Below are 15872 nucleotides of genomic sequence, written 5' to 3'. Positions count from 1 at the left end.
GCCTATCGGACCTGGAGCTTGACGGACGCGGCCCGCGCCGTGTCCGCCCTCTGCATGCTGGTCGCGGCCGGCAGTGCGTTGTCGCAGCGCGCGCAGTCCGCCTTCATGCAACCCAGATGCACCGTGACCGGTCCACCGGCGCTGAGGCCATGCGCCTGCGCCGCGCGCATCAGCCCCTGGTGCAGCGCCTCGTCGACCACCTCGACGCTGGCGTTGCAGCCGCCGCAGCTCAGCCGCACGGTGACTTCGAGCGCCTGCGGCCGCCGCAGGCGATGCACCGCGCGCACGCCGCCCAGGCTGCGCTCCCATTCGCGCTGGATGAGGCCGGCCTGCTCCAGCTCCTTGATCACGCGGTAGACGCTGGCAAGACCGGTGGCGGTGCCGCGCGCGAGCATGCGGCGGAACACTTCTTCGCCGCCCAGCCACTCGGAACCGCTCTCGGCCAGCGTCTGCAGCACGCACAGGCGGATGACCGTGGGCCGTATGCCCATGCTGCGCAGTTGCACAGAGAAACCCTCGTTCGCGGGCGCCGCCGCGTACTGCATTGCTGCCGAAACTGCCACTGGCTCGTCCGCCCCTGATCTGCCTTGTCTGACTGCGCTCAGGCCGCCAGGCCCTGCGCCGGCGTGGCCGTGACCTGCGCGACGCGCCCGGCCTTCATCTGCACGATGCGGTCGGCCACGTGGAAGTAGCGGTCGTCGTGCGAGATGACGACCAGCGAGTGCCCCTTGGCGCGCAGCTCGGGCAGCAGCTCTGTGTAGAAGAGATGGCGGAAGGTCGGGTCCTGGTCGGCCGCCCATTCGTCGAACACCAGCACCGGGCGGCCTTCGAGGTAGGCGTGCACCAGCGCGAGCCGCTTGCGCTGGCCGGTCGACAGGTCGGTGGTGCTGAAGGCGCCGTCCTTCACCGAAACCTTGTGTGCGATTTCCAGCCGCTGCAGGTAGGGCAGCGCGGTCTCGGGCAACGCCTGGTGGCCGCCTTCCTCGCCCGCGACAAGGTCCTCGAACAGGTAGAAGTCGGAGAACACGGTGGTGAAGAGCTGGCGGTAGTCGTCGCGCGTCTCGGGCGTGACGGGCCTGCCGTCGAGCACCACTTCACCCTGCTGCGGCGCGTACAGGCCCAGCAGCAGCTTGATGAGCGTGGTCTTGCCCGAGCCGTTGTCGCCGACGATGAAGACGATCTCGCTGCGGCCGATGCACAGGTCGACGGGGCCGAGCACGAAGGCGTCGCCGCCCTCGGGCGCATCGAAGGCGTAGCGCACGCCGCGCAGCTCGATGGCGTCGCGCAGTGGCGGCGAGGCAGGCGGCGAGTCGAGGTGCAGGTGCGGCTCCGGCGTGGCGAAGCGCGCCGACAGGTCGGCGATGCGCCCGAAGGCCACCTTGGCGCGGCCCAGGTGCGGAAGCGCGCCCACGATCTGGTCGATGGGCCCCTTGATGAACAGCAGCACCAGCACGAAGCCGCTGAGCACCACGGGATCGGTCGTGCGCCACGCGGCCCAGCCGAGTATCAACGCGATCAGCAGGAAGAACAGCGCCGAACCGAAGGAGGTGGCGAGCACGAAGGTGTTGATCGCGCGGCGGTTGATGTCGCGGATCGCATCGACGGTCTGGGCGATCTGCCCCTCGTACACCCTGGCGCGGCGGGCACGGTGCATGCGCAGCTCCTTGGCGCCCTCGCTGATGCCGCGATAGGCCTTGTGCAGGAGCTCTTCCTTTTCGCGCGACTGGAAGAAGCCCGCGATGCCGCGCCCGTGGGCCCAGCTCTGGATGGCCACACCGATCAGCATGGCCACCACCAGCAGGCCGAACAGCGCCGGCGACAGCCACGCGAGGTAGCCGAGGCAGCCCAGCGCGATGGCCAGCGAGATCATGGTGGCGGCCAGCATGAAGGCCACGTCGCTGATCATGTCCACGTCCTGCGTGAGAACGGGCATCAGGCGGTGCATGCGGTAGCGCTCCAGTGCGTCGATGGGCGCCGCGAGAATCCTCAGGGCCAGGTCTTTTCGCACCTGGGCGACCAGCCGCTGGCCCACGACGTTGTTCGACATGTCCGAGAGCGCGCGGCCGACCAGCGCCACCACGCACAGCGCGATGAAGGTCAGGAGCAGCCCGCCGGCCATGCCGCCGGGCCGGCTGAGCACCTCGTTGATGGTCGCCAGCAGCGACACGGTGGCTGCGCCGGCGGCGATGCCGGTAACGGCCGAGAGCAGGATCCAGGGAGCGAAGGGTTTCAGCAGCCGGAGCAGATCGGTGGCCTTGGCGCTGGCGGGTTGGGTTTGCATGCCGGTATGACGCTGCGGCGGCCGGAATGTTTAGCCGGCGGCCGGCCCGCCGCTTGCTGCTTACTGCAAGGTCGGCTTCTGGCACGGCTCGTCGCCGGGCGCGGACCCGACCATGACCGCGCCGGCCAGGGCCCACAGGGTCAGGGCATCGTCGAGCGCGCGCACGTGCCGGGCATCGCGCCCCAGCCACAGGACCAGCTTCTCCGCGCGCTCGAGCGACGGCGCATCGTGCAGCTCGCGAAAGAGCCGCCAGGCCTCGCTGAAAGCCGGATCGGAAGGAACGTGGTGACGGGAGTTCATCGCATCTGGACGCCTGGACTGCTGTGGATGCGTGGATAGACGCGACCCGCCGTCGGATGTTTAGCGCATGTCATCTCCACGTCGCAATTTCGTGAACTATTGCGCCGCACTAAACCTTCGGGCGGCTCGTCCGTCTCCTGTTGGATGAGCACGACTTGCGCGGCCACGCCCTGTCTTTTCTTCCGATGATTCCCCTGCTGGCACCAATCTTCAGAGGCGAGTGGGCCGTCTACGGCGAAAGGCTGGCCTGCGCGCCGCAGCCGCCCGCGGGCGCCGTGCAGGTGGCCGAGCTGATCGCCAGGCCGGAGCTTCTTGCCGCGCTGCTGCAGCAGCACGCCCGTCACCGCCGTGTGCGCAGGCCCGACCTGCGGCCGGTGGCCTCGGCCTGGAGCATGCACTACCTGAATGCCCTGCTGCCCCCGGTGGCCGCGGCGGCCAGCCTGCTTCAGCATGAATTTCCGATGGCGCCGGAGCGGGCGTGGATCAGCTTCGAAGACGGCGCCGTGCCGCAGCGCTTTCACATCACGCACGAAGGGCACGCGCGCCCCGGCACCGACACCGCAGTGCGCTATGCGGTGCTGCTCTTCGAGCACCTCGGGCCGCTCTTCGCGCAGCTGACCCGGCTCACGCGCATCGCGCCCAAGATCTTGTGGGGCAATGCCGCGCGCTACCTGGAGCCAGTACTCCAGCAGGGCCTGCTGCTCAGCGGCCACGCTCCCTCCATCGCGAAGGACCTGGACCACCTGCTGCACCAGCCGCGCTGGGGCTGCGCCGACAACCCGTTGTTCGCGGTGCAGCGCAAGGTCGTGCGAATGCAGTCCGGCACGCCGGTCCCGGTCACGCTGCACCGGCAGTGCTGTCTTTATTACCTGCTGCCCGAAGAGGGCTACTGCGGTGCGTGTCCGCTGGCGCCGGAGTTCCGCAAGGCGCGGGACCGCGCCTAAACAAACAGCCGCGCCGTGCGTCTTTTGCAGATAAGCATCCGTTCATGGATGCAACCGCGAAATCCACCATGCCACTGCATCCCGACCTGGAAGCCTTCCTCGAACTTGCCGCCATCGCCGAGGAGGACGGACGCCCCCCGATGTGCGACATGTCGCCCGCGCAGGCGCGCGCCAGTTACGACCAGTCGACGCTGGCGCTCGACGGCGTGGGCCCCGACCTGCCCGTGGAGGACATCGGCTTGCGCGCCCGCGACGGCGCGCCACTGCGCGCGCGGCTGTATCGCGGCGCAGCCACGGGTGCGCCGCTGCCCACCCTGCTCTACTTTCACGGCGGCGGCTATGTCGTCGGCGGGCTGGACTCGCACGACGCCCTGTGCCGCACGCTGGCAAAAAACGCCGCGTGCGCGGTGCTGGCGGTCGACTACCGCCTCGCGCCCGAGCACAAGTTTCCGACCGCCTTCCACGATGCCGAAGATGCCGCCCAGTGGCTCGCGGTGCACGGCGGCTCGCTCGGCCTGGACACCTCCCGCGTGGCCTTCGGCGGCGACAGCGTCGGCGGCACGCTGGCCACGGCGCTGACGATCGCCGCGCGCGATGCCGGGCGCCCGCAGCCGCTGCTGCAGCTGCTGCTGTATCCCTGCACCAGCATCCGGCAGGACAGCGACTCGCACCGGCGCTACGCCAAGGGGCACCTGCTCGAGCAGCGCACGCTGCAATGGATGTTCGGCCACTACCTGCGCAGCGACGAAGACCGCCTCGACTGGCGCTTCGCCCCGCTCGCCGCGAAGGATCTCTGCGGCCTCGCGCCCGCGCACCTCGTGCTGGCGGAATACGACCCGCTGGTGGACGAAGGCAGGGCCTACGCCGCGCGCCTGCAGGAGGCCGGCGTGCGCACGCACCTGGCCGTGCACGAGGGCATGGTCCATGACTTCGCGCGGCTGAGCCAGGTGGTGGACGAAGCCGATGCGCTGCGCGGCTCGCTCGCGCAGGTACTGGCCGAGGCCTTCCGTCGGCCGGCGCCGGCAGCCGCCGCGGCCGCCACCACGCCTTCGGCCATCGGCGCATGGGTCTTCCACGCGCACCCCGACGGCCAGCCGCTCGAAGTGCGGCTCGACGCGGCGAAGCTTTCGGTCGGCCCGCAAGGCGGCAGCGAGCGGACCAGCCGCTGGACGCTGCGCGAGCAGGCCGGCACGTTGCGTCTGGAATGGCCGCTCGACGCGGGCACGGAGCCTGAGGAAACCCATCTGCTGGCGGCCATCGAAGCCGTCTTCGTGCGCCATCCGGAATGCAAGGCGCTGCCGTTGCAGGTGCCGTCGCCGTGCATTGCCCGGCTGGTCGGCGCAGGGGCGGTCGACCTTGCCGACGGGCAATTGCCGAGCGTGGTGCGCGAGACCTTCTGGCAATTGCCGCTCGTGTGGCAGCGCAATCCGCGCGAGCCCTTCGCGCAGCGCCATGTGATGAGCCAGGGCAAGCGGCATCCGCTGCGGCCCGCCAAGCCCGTCGGCACGGTCTACCAGCGCCACATTCCGTGGCTGTCGCAGACGCTGACGCTCGACACCGTCGACATCGAACGCGACCTCCCCGCCTTCAACCGCTGGATGAACGATCCCGTGGTCGCGCACTTCTGGGAAGAACAGGGCGATCTCGCGAAGCATCGCGCGTACCTGGACGCCATCGCGGCCGACCCGCGCGTCACGGGGCTGATCGGCCGGCTCGACGGCGAAGCCTTCGGCTACTTCGAGGTGTACTGGGCCAAGGAAGACCGCATCGCGCCCTTCTACGACGCAGGCGACCACGACCGCGGCTGGCACGCCCTGATCGGCGAGGAGCGCTTTCGCGGCAAGCCCTTCCTCACGGCGTGGATGCCGTCGGTGTCGCACTACCTCTTCCTGGACGACTGCCGCACGCAGCGCATCGTGATCGAGCCGCGCGCGGACAACCACAAGATGATCAAGAGCCTGGGCCGCTGTGGCTATGCGCACGTGAAGGAGTTCGACTTTCCGCACAAGCGGGCCATGCTGGGCATGCTGCTGCGCGAACGCTTCTTCGGCGAGGCTCTCTGGATTCCCCAAGGGGAGTCGACCATTTCGCCAACTTCGGCCGAGCGCGCCGAACATCCCACCGAGGACCCCTCATATGCAAATCCATGACCTGATCGGCGTCGGCTTCGGCCCGTCCAACATCGCCCTGGCGATCGCCCTCGACGAGAAGCGCCACCACGGCCAGTTCGTGGACGCGCTGTTCATCGAGAAGCAGCCGGGCTTCGTCTGGCACAAGAACATGCTGCTGGACAACGCGCACATGCAGATCTCCTTCATCAAGGACCTGGCGACGCTGCGCAACCCCGCGAGCCGCTTCACCTTTTTGAACTACCTGCACGAGAAGCAGCGCCTGCAGGACTTCGTCAACCTCAAGACCTTCTTCCCGAGCCGCCACGAGTTCAACGATTACCTGGGCTGGGCCGCGGCGCAATTCGAGGATCGCTGCGCCTACGGCGAGGCCGTGTTCGAAGTGGTGCCCGAGATGCGCGGTACCGAGGTGCAGATGCTGCGCGTGCGCTCGCGCCAGGCCGATGGCACGGTGCGCGAGCGGCTGGCACGCAACCTGGTAGTGAGCGTGGGCGGCGTGCCGAACATTCCGGCGCGCTTCCAGCCCTTCAGGGACGACGTGCGCGTGTTCCATTCGAGCAGCTACCTGGAGGCGATCGCGAAACACCCCGACGCGAAGCGCATCGCCATCGTCGGCGCAGGCCAGAGCGCGGCGGAGATCTTCATGGACCTGCAAAGCCATCCGAACAAGCCGGCGGTCGACCTGATCATGCGGGCGCGTTCGATCAAGCCCTCGGACGACAGCCCCTTCGTCAACGAGATCTTCAACGCCGACTTCACCGACTTCGTTTTCAACCGCTCCGGGCCCGAGCGCGCCGAGCTGCTGGAGGAGTTCTGGCACACCAACTACGCGGCGCCCGACCTGGAGCTGATCCAGCAGATCTTCAACGTGTTCTACCGCCAGCGCGTGGCGGGCGTGGCGCGCCACAGCTTCCTGCGCCGCCACGAGGTGACCGCGGTGCGCGCCGCGGCGGACGGCGTCCACCTGTCGCTGCACGACCTCAACAGCGGGGAGCGCGGCAACCAGGCCTACGACGTGGTGATCCTCGCCACGGGCTACGCGCGCGACGCGCACCGGACGCTGCTCGATCCGCTCGCGTCCTACCTGGGCGACTTCACGGTGGACCGCCACTACCGGCTGCAGGGCACGCCGGAGCTCAAGCCGGGCATCTTCCTGCAGGGTGCCTGCGAGACCAGCCACGGGCTGAGCGACACGCTGCTGTCGGTCACGGCGATCCGCTCGGACGAGATCGGTCAAGCGCTGCTGAACGCGAACCCGCGCCCGCTGCAGCAGCAGGCGCAGGCGCAGGCGGCGGAACGCGTGTCGCGCGCCACTGCTGTCATCTGATATCGGAAAGATGCGGCTCGATGACTCGGTGATACACTTAATAAGAATAGTTCTTATTAACCCCATCCCCCGGGGTCACCGAAACGCAAAGCCATCGCCGCCATCTCGTTGCTTCCTGAAGGAGGCGGCGATCTCGCGGGCATGACGGGCGTCCGGTTCCGGGGCCCATCGTCGATGCTTGCGAGAAGGCTGCCGGATGCGCGACCTCGTCCAGGAACTTGTAGCTCACTATGCGGACTTGCGCCGACAGCTCACTCGCGACCTGAGGGACCCCCATTACGCGGCGGACATCGCGCAGTCGAGCTTCGAGCGCGTCTACGCGCAGGCGACGAAGGCGCCCGGCGCCGCGCGCATCGACATTTCGCCCGATGACGCGAAGGACAGCGGCAGCGGCGGCATCGAGTCGCCTCGCGCCCTGCTCTTTCGCGTGGCGCGCAATCTCTGCATCGACGAGGCGCGCCGCCGCAAGGTGGCCCAGGAATGGGTGGGCTCGCACGCCACCATCGGCTCCAGCCTCGTGGCGCCCTCCAGCGAATTCCTCCTGGCGCAGCAGCGCGTGCTGGCGCGGGTGGTCGAGACCATGGAGAAGCTTCCGCCCCGGCGGCGCGAAGTGTTCCTGTTGTTCCGGGCCTACGGCCACACGCGCGCCGAGATCGCGCAGCAGCTCGACATCACAGAGATGGCCGTGGCCAAGCACCTGCTTCGCGCCACCATCGACTGCTCGCGGGTGTTCGCCGAGCTGCGCACCGAGCTGATCGAACCGCCGCACGTTCAAAGCCGCGCGGGCTTCGACGCCGCGCTGGCCGAAGACTTCTCGTGAGCGGCGGCATGGCAATGGGCGCACCGCGCGAACGGCTGATCGAGCGCGCGCTCGCGCTGATCGTGGAAGGCGAGGTCGCGCCGGGGGAAGCCGCGCAGAACGCCCGCGCGGCCATGAACCAGTGGCGCAACAGATCGCCCGAGCACGCCGCGGCGCTGCTCGAAGCGCGACGCCGCTGGGACATGCTCGGCGGCATGGCCGACGACCTGCGCGCGCACTTCGACACACCGGCCGCAGGCATGGCGGCGGCCGCTGCGGCAGCCTCCGCCCGTTCGCCCCAGCGCCGAAAGCTGCTGCTTTCCATCGTGGGGCTGGTGGGCGGCGGCCTCGTCGCGGGCCGTGGCGTGCAGTGGTACTGGCAGCAGCCCGTATTTCGCTCCGCCTACAACACCCGCACCGCGCAGATGCTGAAGGTGACGCTGCCCGACGGCGCCGCCGACGCATCGGGCAGCCAGCTCGACATCGCGCCCCAGAGCGCCATCGAGGTCACGCTGTACCGCGGGCAGCGGATCGTCGACATGGCACGCGGCGAGGTGCGCTTCGAAGTCGCGCACGACTCACAGCGCCCCTTTCGGGTGCGCACACGCGATGCTGTCATCGAGGTCGTCGGCACCGTCTTCACCGTGCGCGACCGCGGCGGGCCGGTCACCGTGGGGGTGGAGCAGGGGCATGTCCGCGTGCAGGTGCGTGCCCGCCAGAACGCCGAGGCATCCATACCGTCCGCGGAGGTCATCGACCTGCACGCCGGCGAACTCGTCGAAGTGCTGGACGGCCACGCCGATGCCGTGCGGCAGTCCGACACCCGCGCCCTCTCGGCGTGGCGAGACGGCTGGCTGGTATTCGACAACACGCCGCTGAGCGAGGCCCTCGCGGCGGTCAACAGCTACCGAATCCGCCCCATCGTCAGCGCCGACGCGCGCATCGACGCCATGCGCCTGTCCGGCCGCTTCCGCACCAATGACTCCGTGGGTCTGGTCGAAGTGCTGCCGACGATCCTCCCGGTGATCGCCGACTCCCACCCTGACGGCAGCGTGGAACTGCGCAAGCGCTGAAAAAAGAGGCAGCACCAGCCTCGCGGCGTGCCCGGGACCGAACAGTGTGTCTCTGTTTGGCGAGTTCAAACGTCTTACTTTGAGAAACGCCAAGGCTGCTGTTTTTGCGAGCCATGGCGTCCAAAAGTACGAATACGTCGCATTTACTTGACCTGGAGCCCTGACCCATGCGTTCTTCGCCTCGCCATCGCCTTCTGAGCGCCGCACTCGCCGCCGCCTTCGGAACCATCTTCGTCAGCTGGAGCAGCCTTGCTTCCGCCCAGGTGTCCGAACAGGCGGCCGCGCCGACCTTCGACATCCGCGTGCCCGCGCAGCCGCTGGCGGCGGCACTGAACGAACTGTCGCGGCAGACGGGTGCGCAGGTGTTCGCTGCCGGCGACATGGTGACGGGCATCAGCGCGCCCGCGGTATCCGGCAGGCTGACGCTGCAGCAGGCGCTGGACCGGCTGCTCGCCAGCAGCGGCCTCGTCGCGGTCCGCAACGGCGCCTCGCAGGTCACGATCCAGCGCGCTTCGACCGCCACGGCCGGCACCTCGCTGCCACCGGTGACAGTCCAGGCCACGGCCGACGGCACCACCGAAGGCACGGGCTCCTACGCAGCCCGCTCCGCTTCGACCTCCACGCGCATGGACCTGTCCCTGCGCGAGACCCCGCAGTCCGTGAGCGTGATCGGCCGCCAGCAGATCGAAGACCAGAACCTGGTCACGCTCGACGACGTGCTGCGCCAGACCCCGGGGATCGTGGCCGACCGGCTCGACGAACGGGTGCAGTTCACGTCCCGCGGCTTCGCGCTGGGCACCATGATCGATGGCGTTCCCACCTTCGGCTTCAACTCCGTGGCCGGCGAGGCCAGCATGCTCAGCACCGCCATCTACGACCGAGTCGAAGTGCTCCGCGGCTCGGCCGGCCTGCTCAATGGCGTGGGCTCGCCCGGCGGCGCGATCAACCTGGTGCGCAAGCGCCCGACCACGGAGTTCTCGGGCCACGTGACCGGCGGCCTCGGTTCCTGGAACCGCTACAACGGCGAAGTCGACGTGGGCGGCCCGCTCAATGCCGCGGGAACGCTGCGCGGCCGGTTCGTGGCCTCCCGCACCGCTGGCAACAGCTTCATCGAATCGAAGAAAACCTCGGAAGACGTGCTCTACGGCATTCTCGAAGCCGACCTTTCCCCCACCACGACGCTGGCCGTCGGCATCGAACACCAGAAGACCGCGACAGACGGTGCCAACTACGGTCAGGCTCCGCTCTTCTTCAGCGACGGCACGCGCACGAACCTGCCGCGCTCCTTCAACTCCAGCGCGCCCTGGAGCTACTGGAACATGTATTCGGACAAGATCTTCGCCAACCTCGACCAGCAGCTGGGCGGCGGCTGGCGCCTGAAGCTCGATGCGAGCTATCTGAAGGCCAAGCGCAAGCGGGCCTCGGGCGACCTCAACACCTTCTACCCCGTCGACGCCACAGGCGAATCCACCATCGACATCCGGGACAACCCCGCGACCTCGAAAAATACATCGTTCGACGCCCACCTGCGCGGCCCCTTCGAGGCCTTCGGGCGCAAGCACGAGGCCGTCCTCGGGCTGAGCTACAACGACTACGACTATTCCATCGACACCAACCTGGCGGCGTCCACCGCCTTCGACACCCGGCCGCTGAACTTCTACACGCTGCAGTCCTTCCCGGCGGTCACGTACTTCCCCTACAAGTCTTACACCCTGTCCGGCCAGACGACCGAGAAGGCGATCTATGCGTCGACCCGCCTGCGCCTGGCGGACCCGCTGTCGGTGATCATTGGCGCGCGGGGCACCTGGTACAAGAACGACTCGCTGAACCGCAACCAAGTGGCGGGCACGCTGACCCGGAACCCGGGCTCGCACGAGAGCGGCGTCATCACGCCCTATGCCGGCATCGTGTACGACCTGAGCAAGGAGTTCTCGGTGTACGGCAGTTACACCGACATCTTCCTTCCGAACACCGAACGCGACAGCGCCAACAAAGTGATCTCGCCGCAGCGCGGCAAGAACTACGAGATCGGCATCAAGGGCGAGCACTTCGGCGGCAAGCTCAACACCAGCTTCGCGGTCTTCCGCACCAAGCAGAGCAATGTGCCGGTGGAAGACACCAGCGCCGGCCTGCTGCCCGACGGAAGCATTCCCTACCGCGCGGTTCCCGGCGCACGTGGCAAGGGCTTCGAGCTGACCGCTTCGGGCGAGCTGGCACCCGGCTGGCAGATGCAGGCAGGCTATACCTACCACGCCAAGCGCGACAACGACGGCGTGCTCCTCGACCCGACTTATCCCAACCGCCTGTTCCGCGTCAGCACCAGCTACCGCCTGCCGGGCGATTGGAGCAAGCTCACCGTCGGCGGCAGCGTGAGCTACCAGAGCAGCATCTATTACGACGAGGCTTCCGGTCTCGGCCGTGCGACGCAGGGTGGCCTCACGCTCATCGGCCTGATGGCGCGCTACGAGTTCGACAAGAAGCTGAGCGCCTCGCTCAACATCGAGAACCTGACCGACAAGCGTTATTACAGCGGGCTCGGCGGCTACAACGGCTACACCTACGGCCGCCCGCGCAACGTCTGGCTGAAGCTCACCTACAAGCTCTGATTGCTGTCACGCAGCGCCGGCGCCAGCCGGTGCCAGCAAAAAGGCCGGCCCCGTTTCGGGAGCCGGCCTTTTTTGTTGCCTGCCTTGCGCCTACCGGCCAGCCTGCGCCACCGCGACGCAGTGGTCGACGATCTCCTCCAGCGCCTCGCGGTAGAAGCCGATCAGCTTCTCCACCGTCGCCTCGTCGTACATCGCCCGGCTGAAAATCCAGCTCATCGAAAGCTGCCCTTCGTACACGTTGCCGGCGATCTCCAGCCAGTTGGCCAGCGGAGCCTCCTCGTCGTGGACCGGCCCCGGATGCTCCACTGCCGGCTTGAACATCGCATCGTCCCCGCCCAGGCTGCGGTCGAACTGACCCAGGTAGTTGAATGTGATGCGCGCCTGTGCCGGACCCAGCGAGGCACCCTGCGGCCGCAGGTGCTTGAGCACGCCATGCCCGATGCCGCGATGCGGCACGTCCATGCGCTGCTGCTTCGTCGAGAGAATCAGCGACTCGACTGGCGAACTGCCCTGGCGCAGCCGCACCGGATAGACACTCGTGAACCAGCCCAGCGTGCGGCTCAGGTCGAGCCCTGCGGCATCGGCCTCGCGCCCGTGGCCTTCCAGCTGGACCAGCGTCTCCGACTCGCCGCTCCAGCGCCAGACCGTCCTCGACAGCGCCGCCAGCAGCAGATCGTCGATGGACGTGCCGTACGCCGAGGGCGCCACGCGCAACAGCTGGGCCGTGCGGTCGCTGTCCAGGCGCATGCGCTGCGTCAGCGCGTCGCGATCGACCAGCGCGTCGATCGGCCGGTCCCTCGGAATGTCGACCACCGGCTGCAGCTGCGTCTGCCAGTAGGCAAGTTCATCGTCCAGTTCCGTCCCCTGCGCCAGGGCCTGGAGATGCTCGGCCCAGGCCTTGAAGGAGGCCATCTTGCCGGGCAGCTGCACCGCGCGGCCTTCGCTGAGTTGCCCGTAGACCGCCTGCAGGTCTTCCAGCAGCACGCGCCACGACACGCCGTCGACCACCAGGTGATGCACCACCAGCAGCAACCGCGCGCTGCCGTCCGCATGGCGCATGTGCACCACGCGCCACGCCGGCCCCTTGTACAAATCGAGGCTGCGCTGCGCCGCGTCCGCCACCAGGCTGATCTCCTGCGCATCGGCGACCTCGCGGCTCCACAGCAGGTCGCGCGGCTCGGCTTGCGCGCTGTAGCGCTGCTGCCAGCGTCCGTCGGCCTGCTGTTCGAAACGCAGCCGCAGCGCGTCGTGATGTGCTGCCAGGGCATCGAGCGCGTTCAGCAGCAACGATTCGTCCAGCGGCTTCGCCGCCTCCAGCATCAGCGCCTGGTTGAAGTGATGGCGCCGCGGAATGGGCGTGTCGAAGAACCAGGCCTGGATCGGAGTGAGCGGCAGCGTGCCCTGTGCCTCGACCACGGCCTGTGCCGGCTCTGTCGGCTGCACGAGCGCGGCATCGGCAAGCTGCTCCACCAGCGCCTCGATGGTCGGATGGCGCATCAGGTCGCGCAGGCGCAGCTGGAACCCCAGATCGGCCTGCCGCACCTTGGAGATCACCTGCAGGCTCAGGATCGAGTCGCCACCCAGCTCGAAGAAGTTGTCCGAGATGCCCACCGACTCCACGCCCAGCACCTCGGCCCAGATGGCGGCGAGCCTGCGCTCCCTGTCGTTGCGCGGCGCCTTGATCTCGCGCTGCGCGTCCACACCCGGCTCGGGCAACGCGTGGCGGTCCAGCTTGCCGCTGATCAGCCGCGGCAGCGCATCCAGCACGATCAGGTGCGCGGGCACCATGTGCTCCGGCAGGCGCCGGCGCAGTTGCTGCAGGGCCTGTTGCGACAGCTGCGAGCGCGGCCCGCTCGGCATGGGCGCGATGTAGCCGACGAGCTGTCGGCCCGAGGGCCCTTCGTGCAGCTGCACCGCGGCCTCCAGTACGCCCGGAACCTCGCGCAGCTGCGCTTCGATCTCGCCCAGCTCGATGCGGAAGCCGCGGATCTTCACCTGCTGGTCGGCGCGCCCGATGTAGGCGATGTTTCCGTCCTCGCGCCACCGCACCAGGTCGCCGGTGCGGTACAGGCGGCCGCCGCTGCCCGTGTTGTCGAAGGGGTCGGCGACGAAGCGCTCCGCCGTCAGTGCGCTGCGCCCCAGATAGCCGCGCGCCAGGCCGTAGCCGCCGATGTAAAGCTCGCCGACGCTGCCGCGCGCAACCGGCCGCAGCTGCGCATCGAGCACATGGACCGTGCGTTCGCCCACCGGCCGCCCGATGGGCGCATAGGCCTCCTCGAAGCCACGGTCCGCGCTGGTCTTCCAGATCAGCGGCGTGACCACGGTTTCCGTCGGCCCGTAGCCGTTGATGAGCGTGCGCGGCCGCAGCGACTGGCGCACCTTGTCGTAGGCGGCCCGGGGCATCGCCTCGCCGCCGAACACGTACAGCTCCACCGGAGGTGCCTCGCCCAGCGCCTGCGCCCAGTCGGCCAACTGGCTCAGGTAGGCCGGCGGGAAAGCCGCGTTGGTCACGCCGTAGCGATACAGCGCGTCGCAGGTCTGCTCCGCCGTCCACAGCTCGTTGTCGCGCAGCGCCAGGCTCGCGCCCACGGTGAGCGCCGTCAGCCATCGCTCATGGGCCCCGTCGAACGAGAAGGACATGAAGTGCAGCTCGCAGGAGCGCGCCACCATGCCGTAGATCTCCGCCGTGGCCTGGCAATGCATGCTGAGCGGCCCGTGCGACACCGCCACGCCCTTGGGCTGGCCCGTCGAGCCGGAGGTGTAGATCACGTAGGCCAGCTGGTCCTGATGAACCGCGACCTCCGGATCGTGAGCGGGCCAGCCGGCCAGCTCCGCTTCGTCCAGCACCAGCGTGTCGGCCATCGAGGGCAGGCGCGGCAGCACGGCGCGCTGCGTGAGCATCAGCCGCGCACCGCTGTCCTTGCACATGAAATGCAGGCGGTCCTGCGGATAGTCAGGGTCGAGCGGCAGGTACGCGGCGCCAGCCTTGAGCACGGCGAGCAGCGCGACGATGGTCTCCAGCGAACGCTGCAGCGACACCGCAACGACCGCATTGCCACGCACGCCGCGCTCGATCAGCGCGTGCGCCAGGCGATTCGCGCGTGCATTGAGATCCGCATAGCTCAGCTCGGCATCGCCCATCAGCAGCGCGATCGCCTCGGGCTGCAGGCGCGCCTGCTGCTCGATGAGCTGGTGCACCGGCGTGCGCAGGAAACCGTGGCGCCCGCTGCGGCCCAGGCGCGCGATCTCGGACTGCTGCGCCGAGGTCAGCGTGTCGAGGTCGCGCAACGCCTGCGAGCTGTCCTGGCTCATCCTGTCCATCAGGCCGAAGAGCTGCTGCGAGAGGGCCTGCACGTCCGCTTCCTTGAATCGCTCGCGCAGATACTTGAGCTTGATCGTCAGCACCTCGCCCAAGTGGACTTCCACGTCCATCGGATAGTGGGTGACGTCGACCGACTCGGCCTGCTCGAACTTCAGGCCCTGGTCCGCGCGGCCGGCGAGCGTCTGGTCGATCGGGTAGTTCTCGAACACGACGATGCTGTCGAACAGCCCCTGTCCGCCGCCCTGCCCGGCCCAGCGCTGGATCTCGTGCAGCGGCGTGTACTCGTGCTCGCGCGAGGCCAGGTTCTGCGCCTGCAGTTCGCGCAGCCAGTCCCCCAGCCGCTGCGCCGGCGCGGCGTCGACGACCACGGGCAGCGTGTTGATGAAGAGGCCCAGCATCCGGTCGGCCCCCACCAGCCCCGCGGGCCGGCCCGCCACCGTGGCACCGAAGACGACCGTTTGCTGTGCGGCGTAGCGCGACAGCAGCAGCGACCATGCGCCCTGCACGAGCGTGTTCAGCGTCACGCGCTCGCGGCGGGCGAAGGCCTGCAGGGCCTGCGTGCCTGCCGCATCCAGCGCGGCACCGACTTCGCCGTGGCCTTCGCCGTTGGCTGGCGGCTCGAGAGCCGTGCCGAGCAGCGTCGGCGCATCGATCTTCTGCAGCCGGCCGCGCCAGTAGGCCTCGCCCTCCTTCGCCGGACGCGCGGCCAGCCAGGCGATGTAGTCGCGGTAGCTGCACGCCGGCTCTTCCGTCGCCACGCCGTCGTAGGCCTGCAGCACCTCGCCGAACAGGCGAGACATGCTCCAGCCGTCCAGCAGCAGGTGGTGACAGCTCCAGATGAAGCGATGGCGCTGGTCGTCGATGCGGATCGCGGCAAGCCGCATCAGCGGCGGCGCCGCAAGGTCGAAGGCGGCCTGCTGCTCCAGTGCCAGCGCCTCGATCGCCTGCGCCTGGTCGGCTCGCCCGCGCCAGTCGTGCACGGCCATCGGCAGTTCCACCTGCCTGGCCACCCACTGAAGCGGAGGCTGGGCCATGCTCAGGAAGCCCGTGCGCAGCACGTCATGGCGCTGCACCACCTGCTGCCACGCACT

The 15872-nt window shown here is 68.7% G+C and carries 10 protein-coding genes and 1 pseudogene; 7 read left to right on the top strand and 4 right to left on the bottom strand.

From position 1 onward, the window contains the following. Positions 1-2: 2 nt before the first annotated feature. The 3 genes from EJP67_RS26955 to EJP67_RS26945 form a co-directional block, all read right to left on the bottom strand. Entirely contained in the window at positions 3-506 is a 504-nt protein-coding gene (locus EJP67_RS26955; RefSeq protein ID WP_165909712.1) for a Fur family transcriptional regulator, read from the bottom strand. A 95-nt stretch (positions 507-601) separates the two neighbouring features. Further along, positions 602-2281: a cyclic peptide export ABC transporter gene (locus EJP67_RS26950; RefSeq protein ID WP_126024812.1), complete on the bottom strand. Its 1680-nt coding sequence runs from the start codon at positions 2279-2281 to the stop codon at positions 602-604. 60 nt (positions 2282-2341) lie between these two features. Continuing rightward, complete coding sequence (locus EJP67_RS26945) at positions 2342-2581, bottom strand: hypothetical protein (RefSeq protein WP_126024811.1); 240 nt, start codon at positions 2579-2581, stop codon at positions 2342-2344. 185 nt (positions 2582-2766) lie between these two features. Here EJP67_RS26945 and fhuF point away from each other — a divergent pair, with 185 nt between their 5' ends. The 7 genes and pseudogenes from fhuF to EJP67_RS26915 all read left to right on the top strand — a co-directional run bounded on the left by fhuF (position 2767) and on the right by EJP67_RS26915 (position 11459). Next, positions 2767-3525 (top strand): siderophore-iron reductase FhuF, encoded by a 759-nt coding sequence (gene fhuF, locus EJP67_RS26940; protein WP_126024810.1) that lies wholly within the window; start codon positions 2767-2769, stop codon positions 3523-3525. A gap of 68 nt (positions 3526-3593) precedes the next feature. Further along, positions 3594-4559, top strand: a pseudogene (locus tag EJP67_RS34240) (alpha/beta hydrolase); the annotation flags it as partial. Between the two features lie 423 nt (positions 4560-4982). Next, positions 4983-5675: a GNAT family N-acetyltransferase gene (locus EJP67_RS34235; RefSeq protein ID WP_420824284.1), complete on the top strand. Its 693-nt coding sequence runs from the start codon at positions 4983-4985 to the stop codon at positions 5673-5675. Further along, a complete protein-coding gene (locus EJP67_RS26930) occupies positions 5662-6981 on the top strand; it encodes a lysine N(6)-hydroxylase/L-ornithine N(5)-oxygenase family protein (protein WP_126024809.1) in 1320 nt (439 codons plus the stop codon). The genes EJP67_RS34235 and EJP67_RS26930 overlap by 14 nt, the downstream gene beginning before the upstream one ends. Before the next feature lie 196 nt (positions 6982-7177). Then, entirely contained in the window at positions 7178-7801 is a 624-nt protein-coding gene (locus tag EJP67_RS26925) for an RNA polymerase sigma factor (RefSeq protein ID WP_126024808.1), read from the top strand. Between the two features lie 8 nt (positions 7802-7809). Further along, positions 7810-8853, top strand: coding sequence for a FecR family protein (locus EJP67_RS26920; RefSeq protein ID WP_240650795.1), 1044 nt, complete (start codon positions 7810-7812; stop codon positions 8851-8853). Positions 8854-9020: 167 nt separating this feature from the next. After that, positions 9021-11459, top strand: a complete 2439-nt coding sequence (locus EJP67_RS26915; protein WP_126024807.1) for a TonB-dependent siderophore receptor — start codon at positions 9021-9023, stop codon at positions 11457-11459. 90 nt (positions 11460-11549) lie between these two features. On the opposite strand, the gene EJP67_RS26910 is transcribed toward EJP67_RS26915, so the two are convergent. Continuing rightward, on the bottom strand, positions 11550-15872 hold a 4323-nt coding region (locus EJP67_RS26910), incomplete at its 5' end, for a non-ribosomal peptide synthetase (RefSeq protein ID WP_126024806.1).

The sequence above is a fragment of the Variovorax guangxiensis genome, assembly GCF_003952165.1.
GTDB classification, from domain to species: domain Bacteria; phylum Pseudomonadota; class Gammaproteobacteria; order Burkholderiales; family Burkholderiaceae_C; genus Variovorax; species Variovorax guangxiensis.
Note: the sequence above shows the minus strand (reverse complement) of the source record. Positions and strands in the feature narration are given on the sequence as shown.

Excerpts from the sequence above, each read along its gene's own strand:
- EJP67_RS26950 (WP_126024812.1), bottom strand. The coding sequence starts at position 2,281 with ATGCAAACCCAACCCGCCAGCGCCAAGGCCACCGATCTGCTCCGGCTG.
- fhuF (WP_126024810.1), top strand. The coding sequence starts at position 2,767 with ATGATTCCCCTGCTGGCACCAATCTTCAGAGGCGAGTGGGCCGTCTAC.
- EJP67_RS26915 (WP_126024807.1), top strand. The coding sequence starts at position 9,021 with ATGCGTTCTTCGCCTCGCCATCGCCTTCTGAGCGCCGCACTCGCCGCC.
- EJP67_RS26945 (WP_126024811.1), bottom strand. The coding sequence starts at position 2,581 with ATGAACTCCCGTCACCACGTTCCTTCCGATCCGGCTTTCAGCGAGGCC.
- EJP67_RS26920 (WP_240650795.1), top strand. The coding sequence starts at position 7,810 with ATGGCAATGGGCGCACCGCGCGAACGGCTGATCGAGCGCGCGCTCGCG.
- EJP67_RS34235 (WP_420824284.1), top strand. The coding sequence starts at position 4,983 with ATGAGCCAGGGCAAGCGGCATCCGCTGCGGCCCGCCAAGCCCGTCGGC.
- EJP67_RS26930 (WP_126024809.1), top strand. The coding sequence starts at position 5,662 with ATGCAAATCCATGACCTGATCGGCGTCGGCTTCGGCCCGTCCAACATC.
- EJP67_RS26925 (WP_126024808.1), top strand. The coding sequence starts at position 7,178 with ATGCGCGACCTCGTCCAGGAACTTGTAGCTCACTATGCGGACTTGCGC.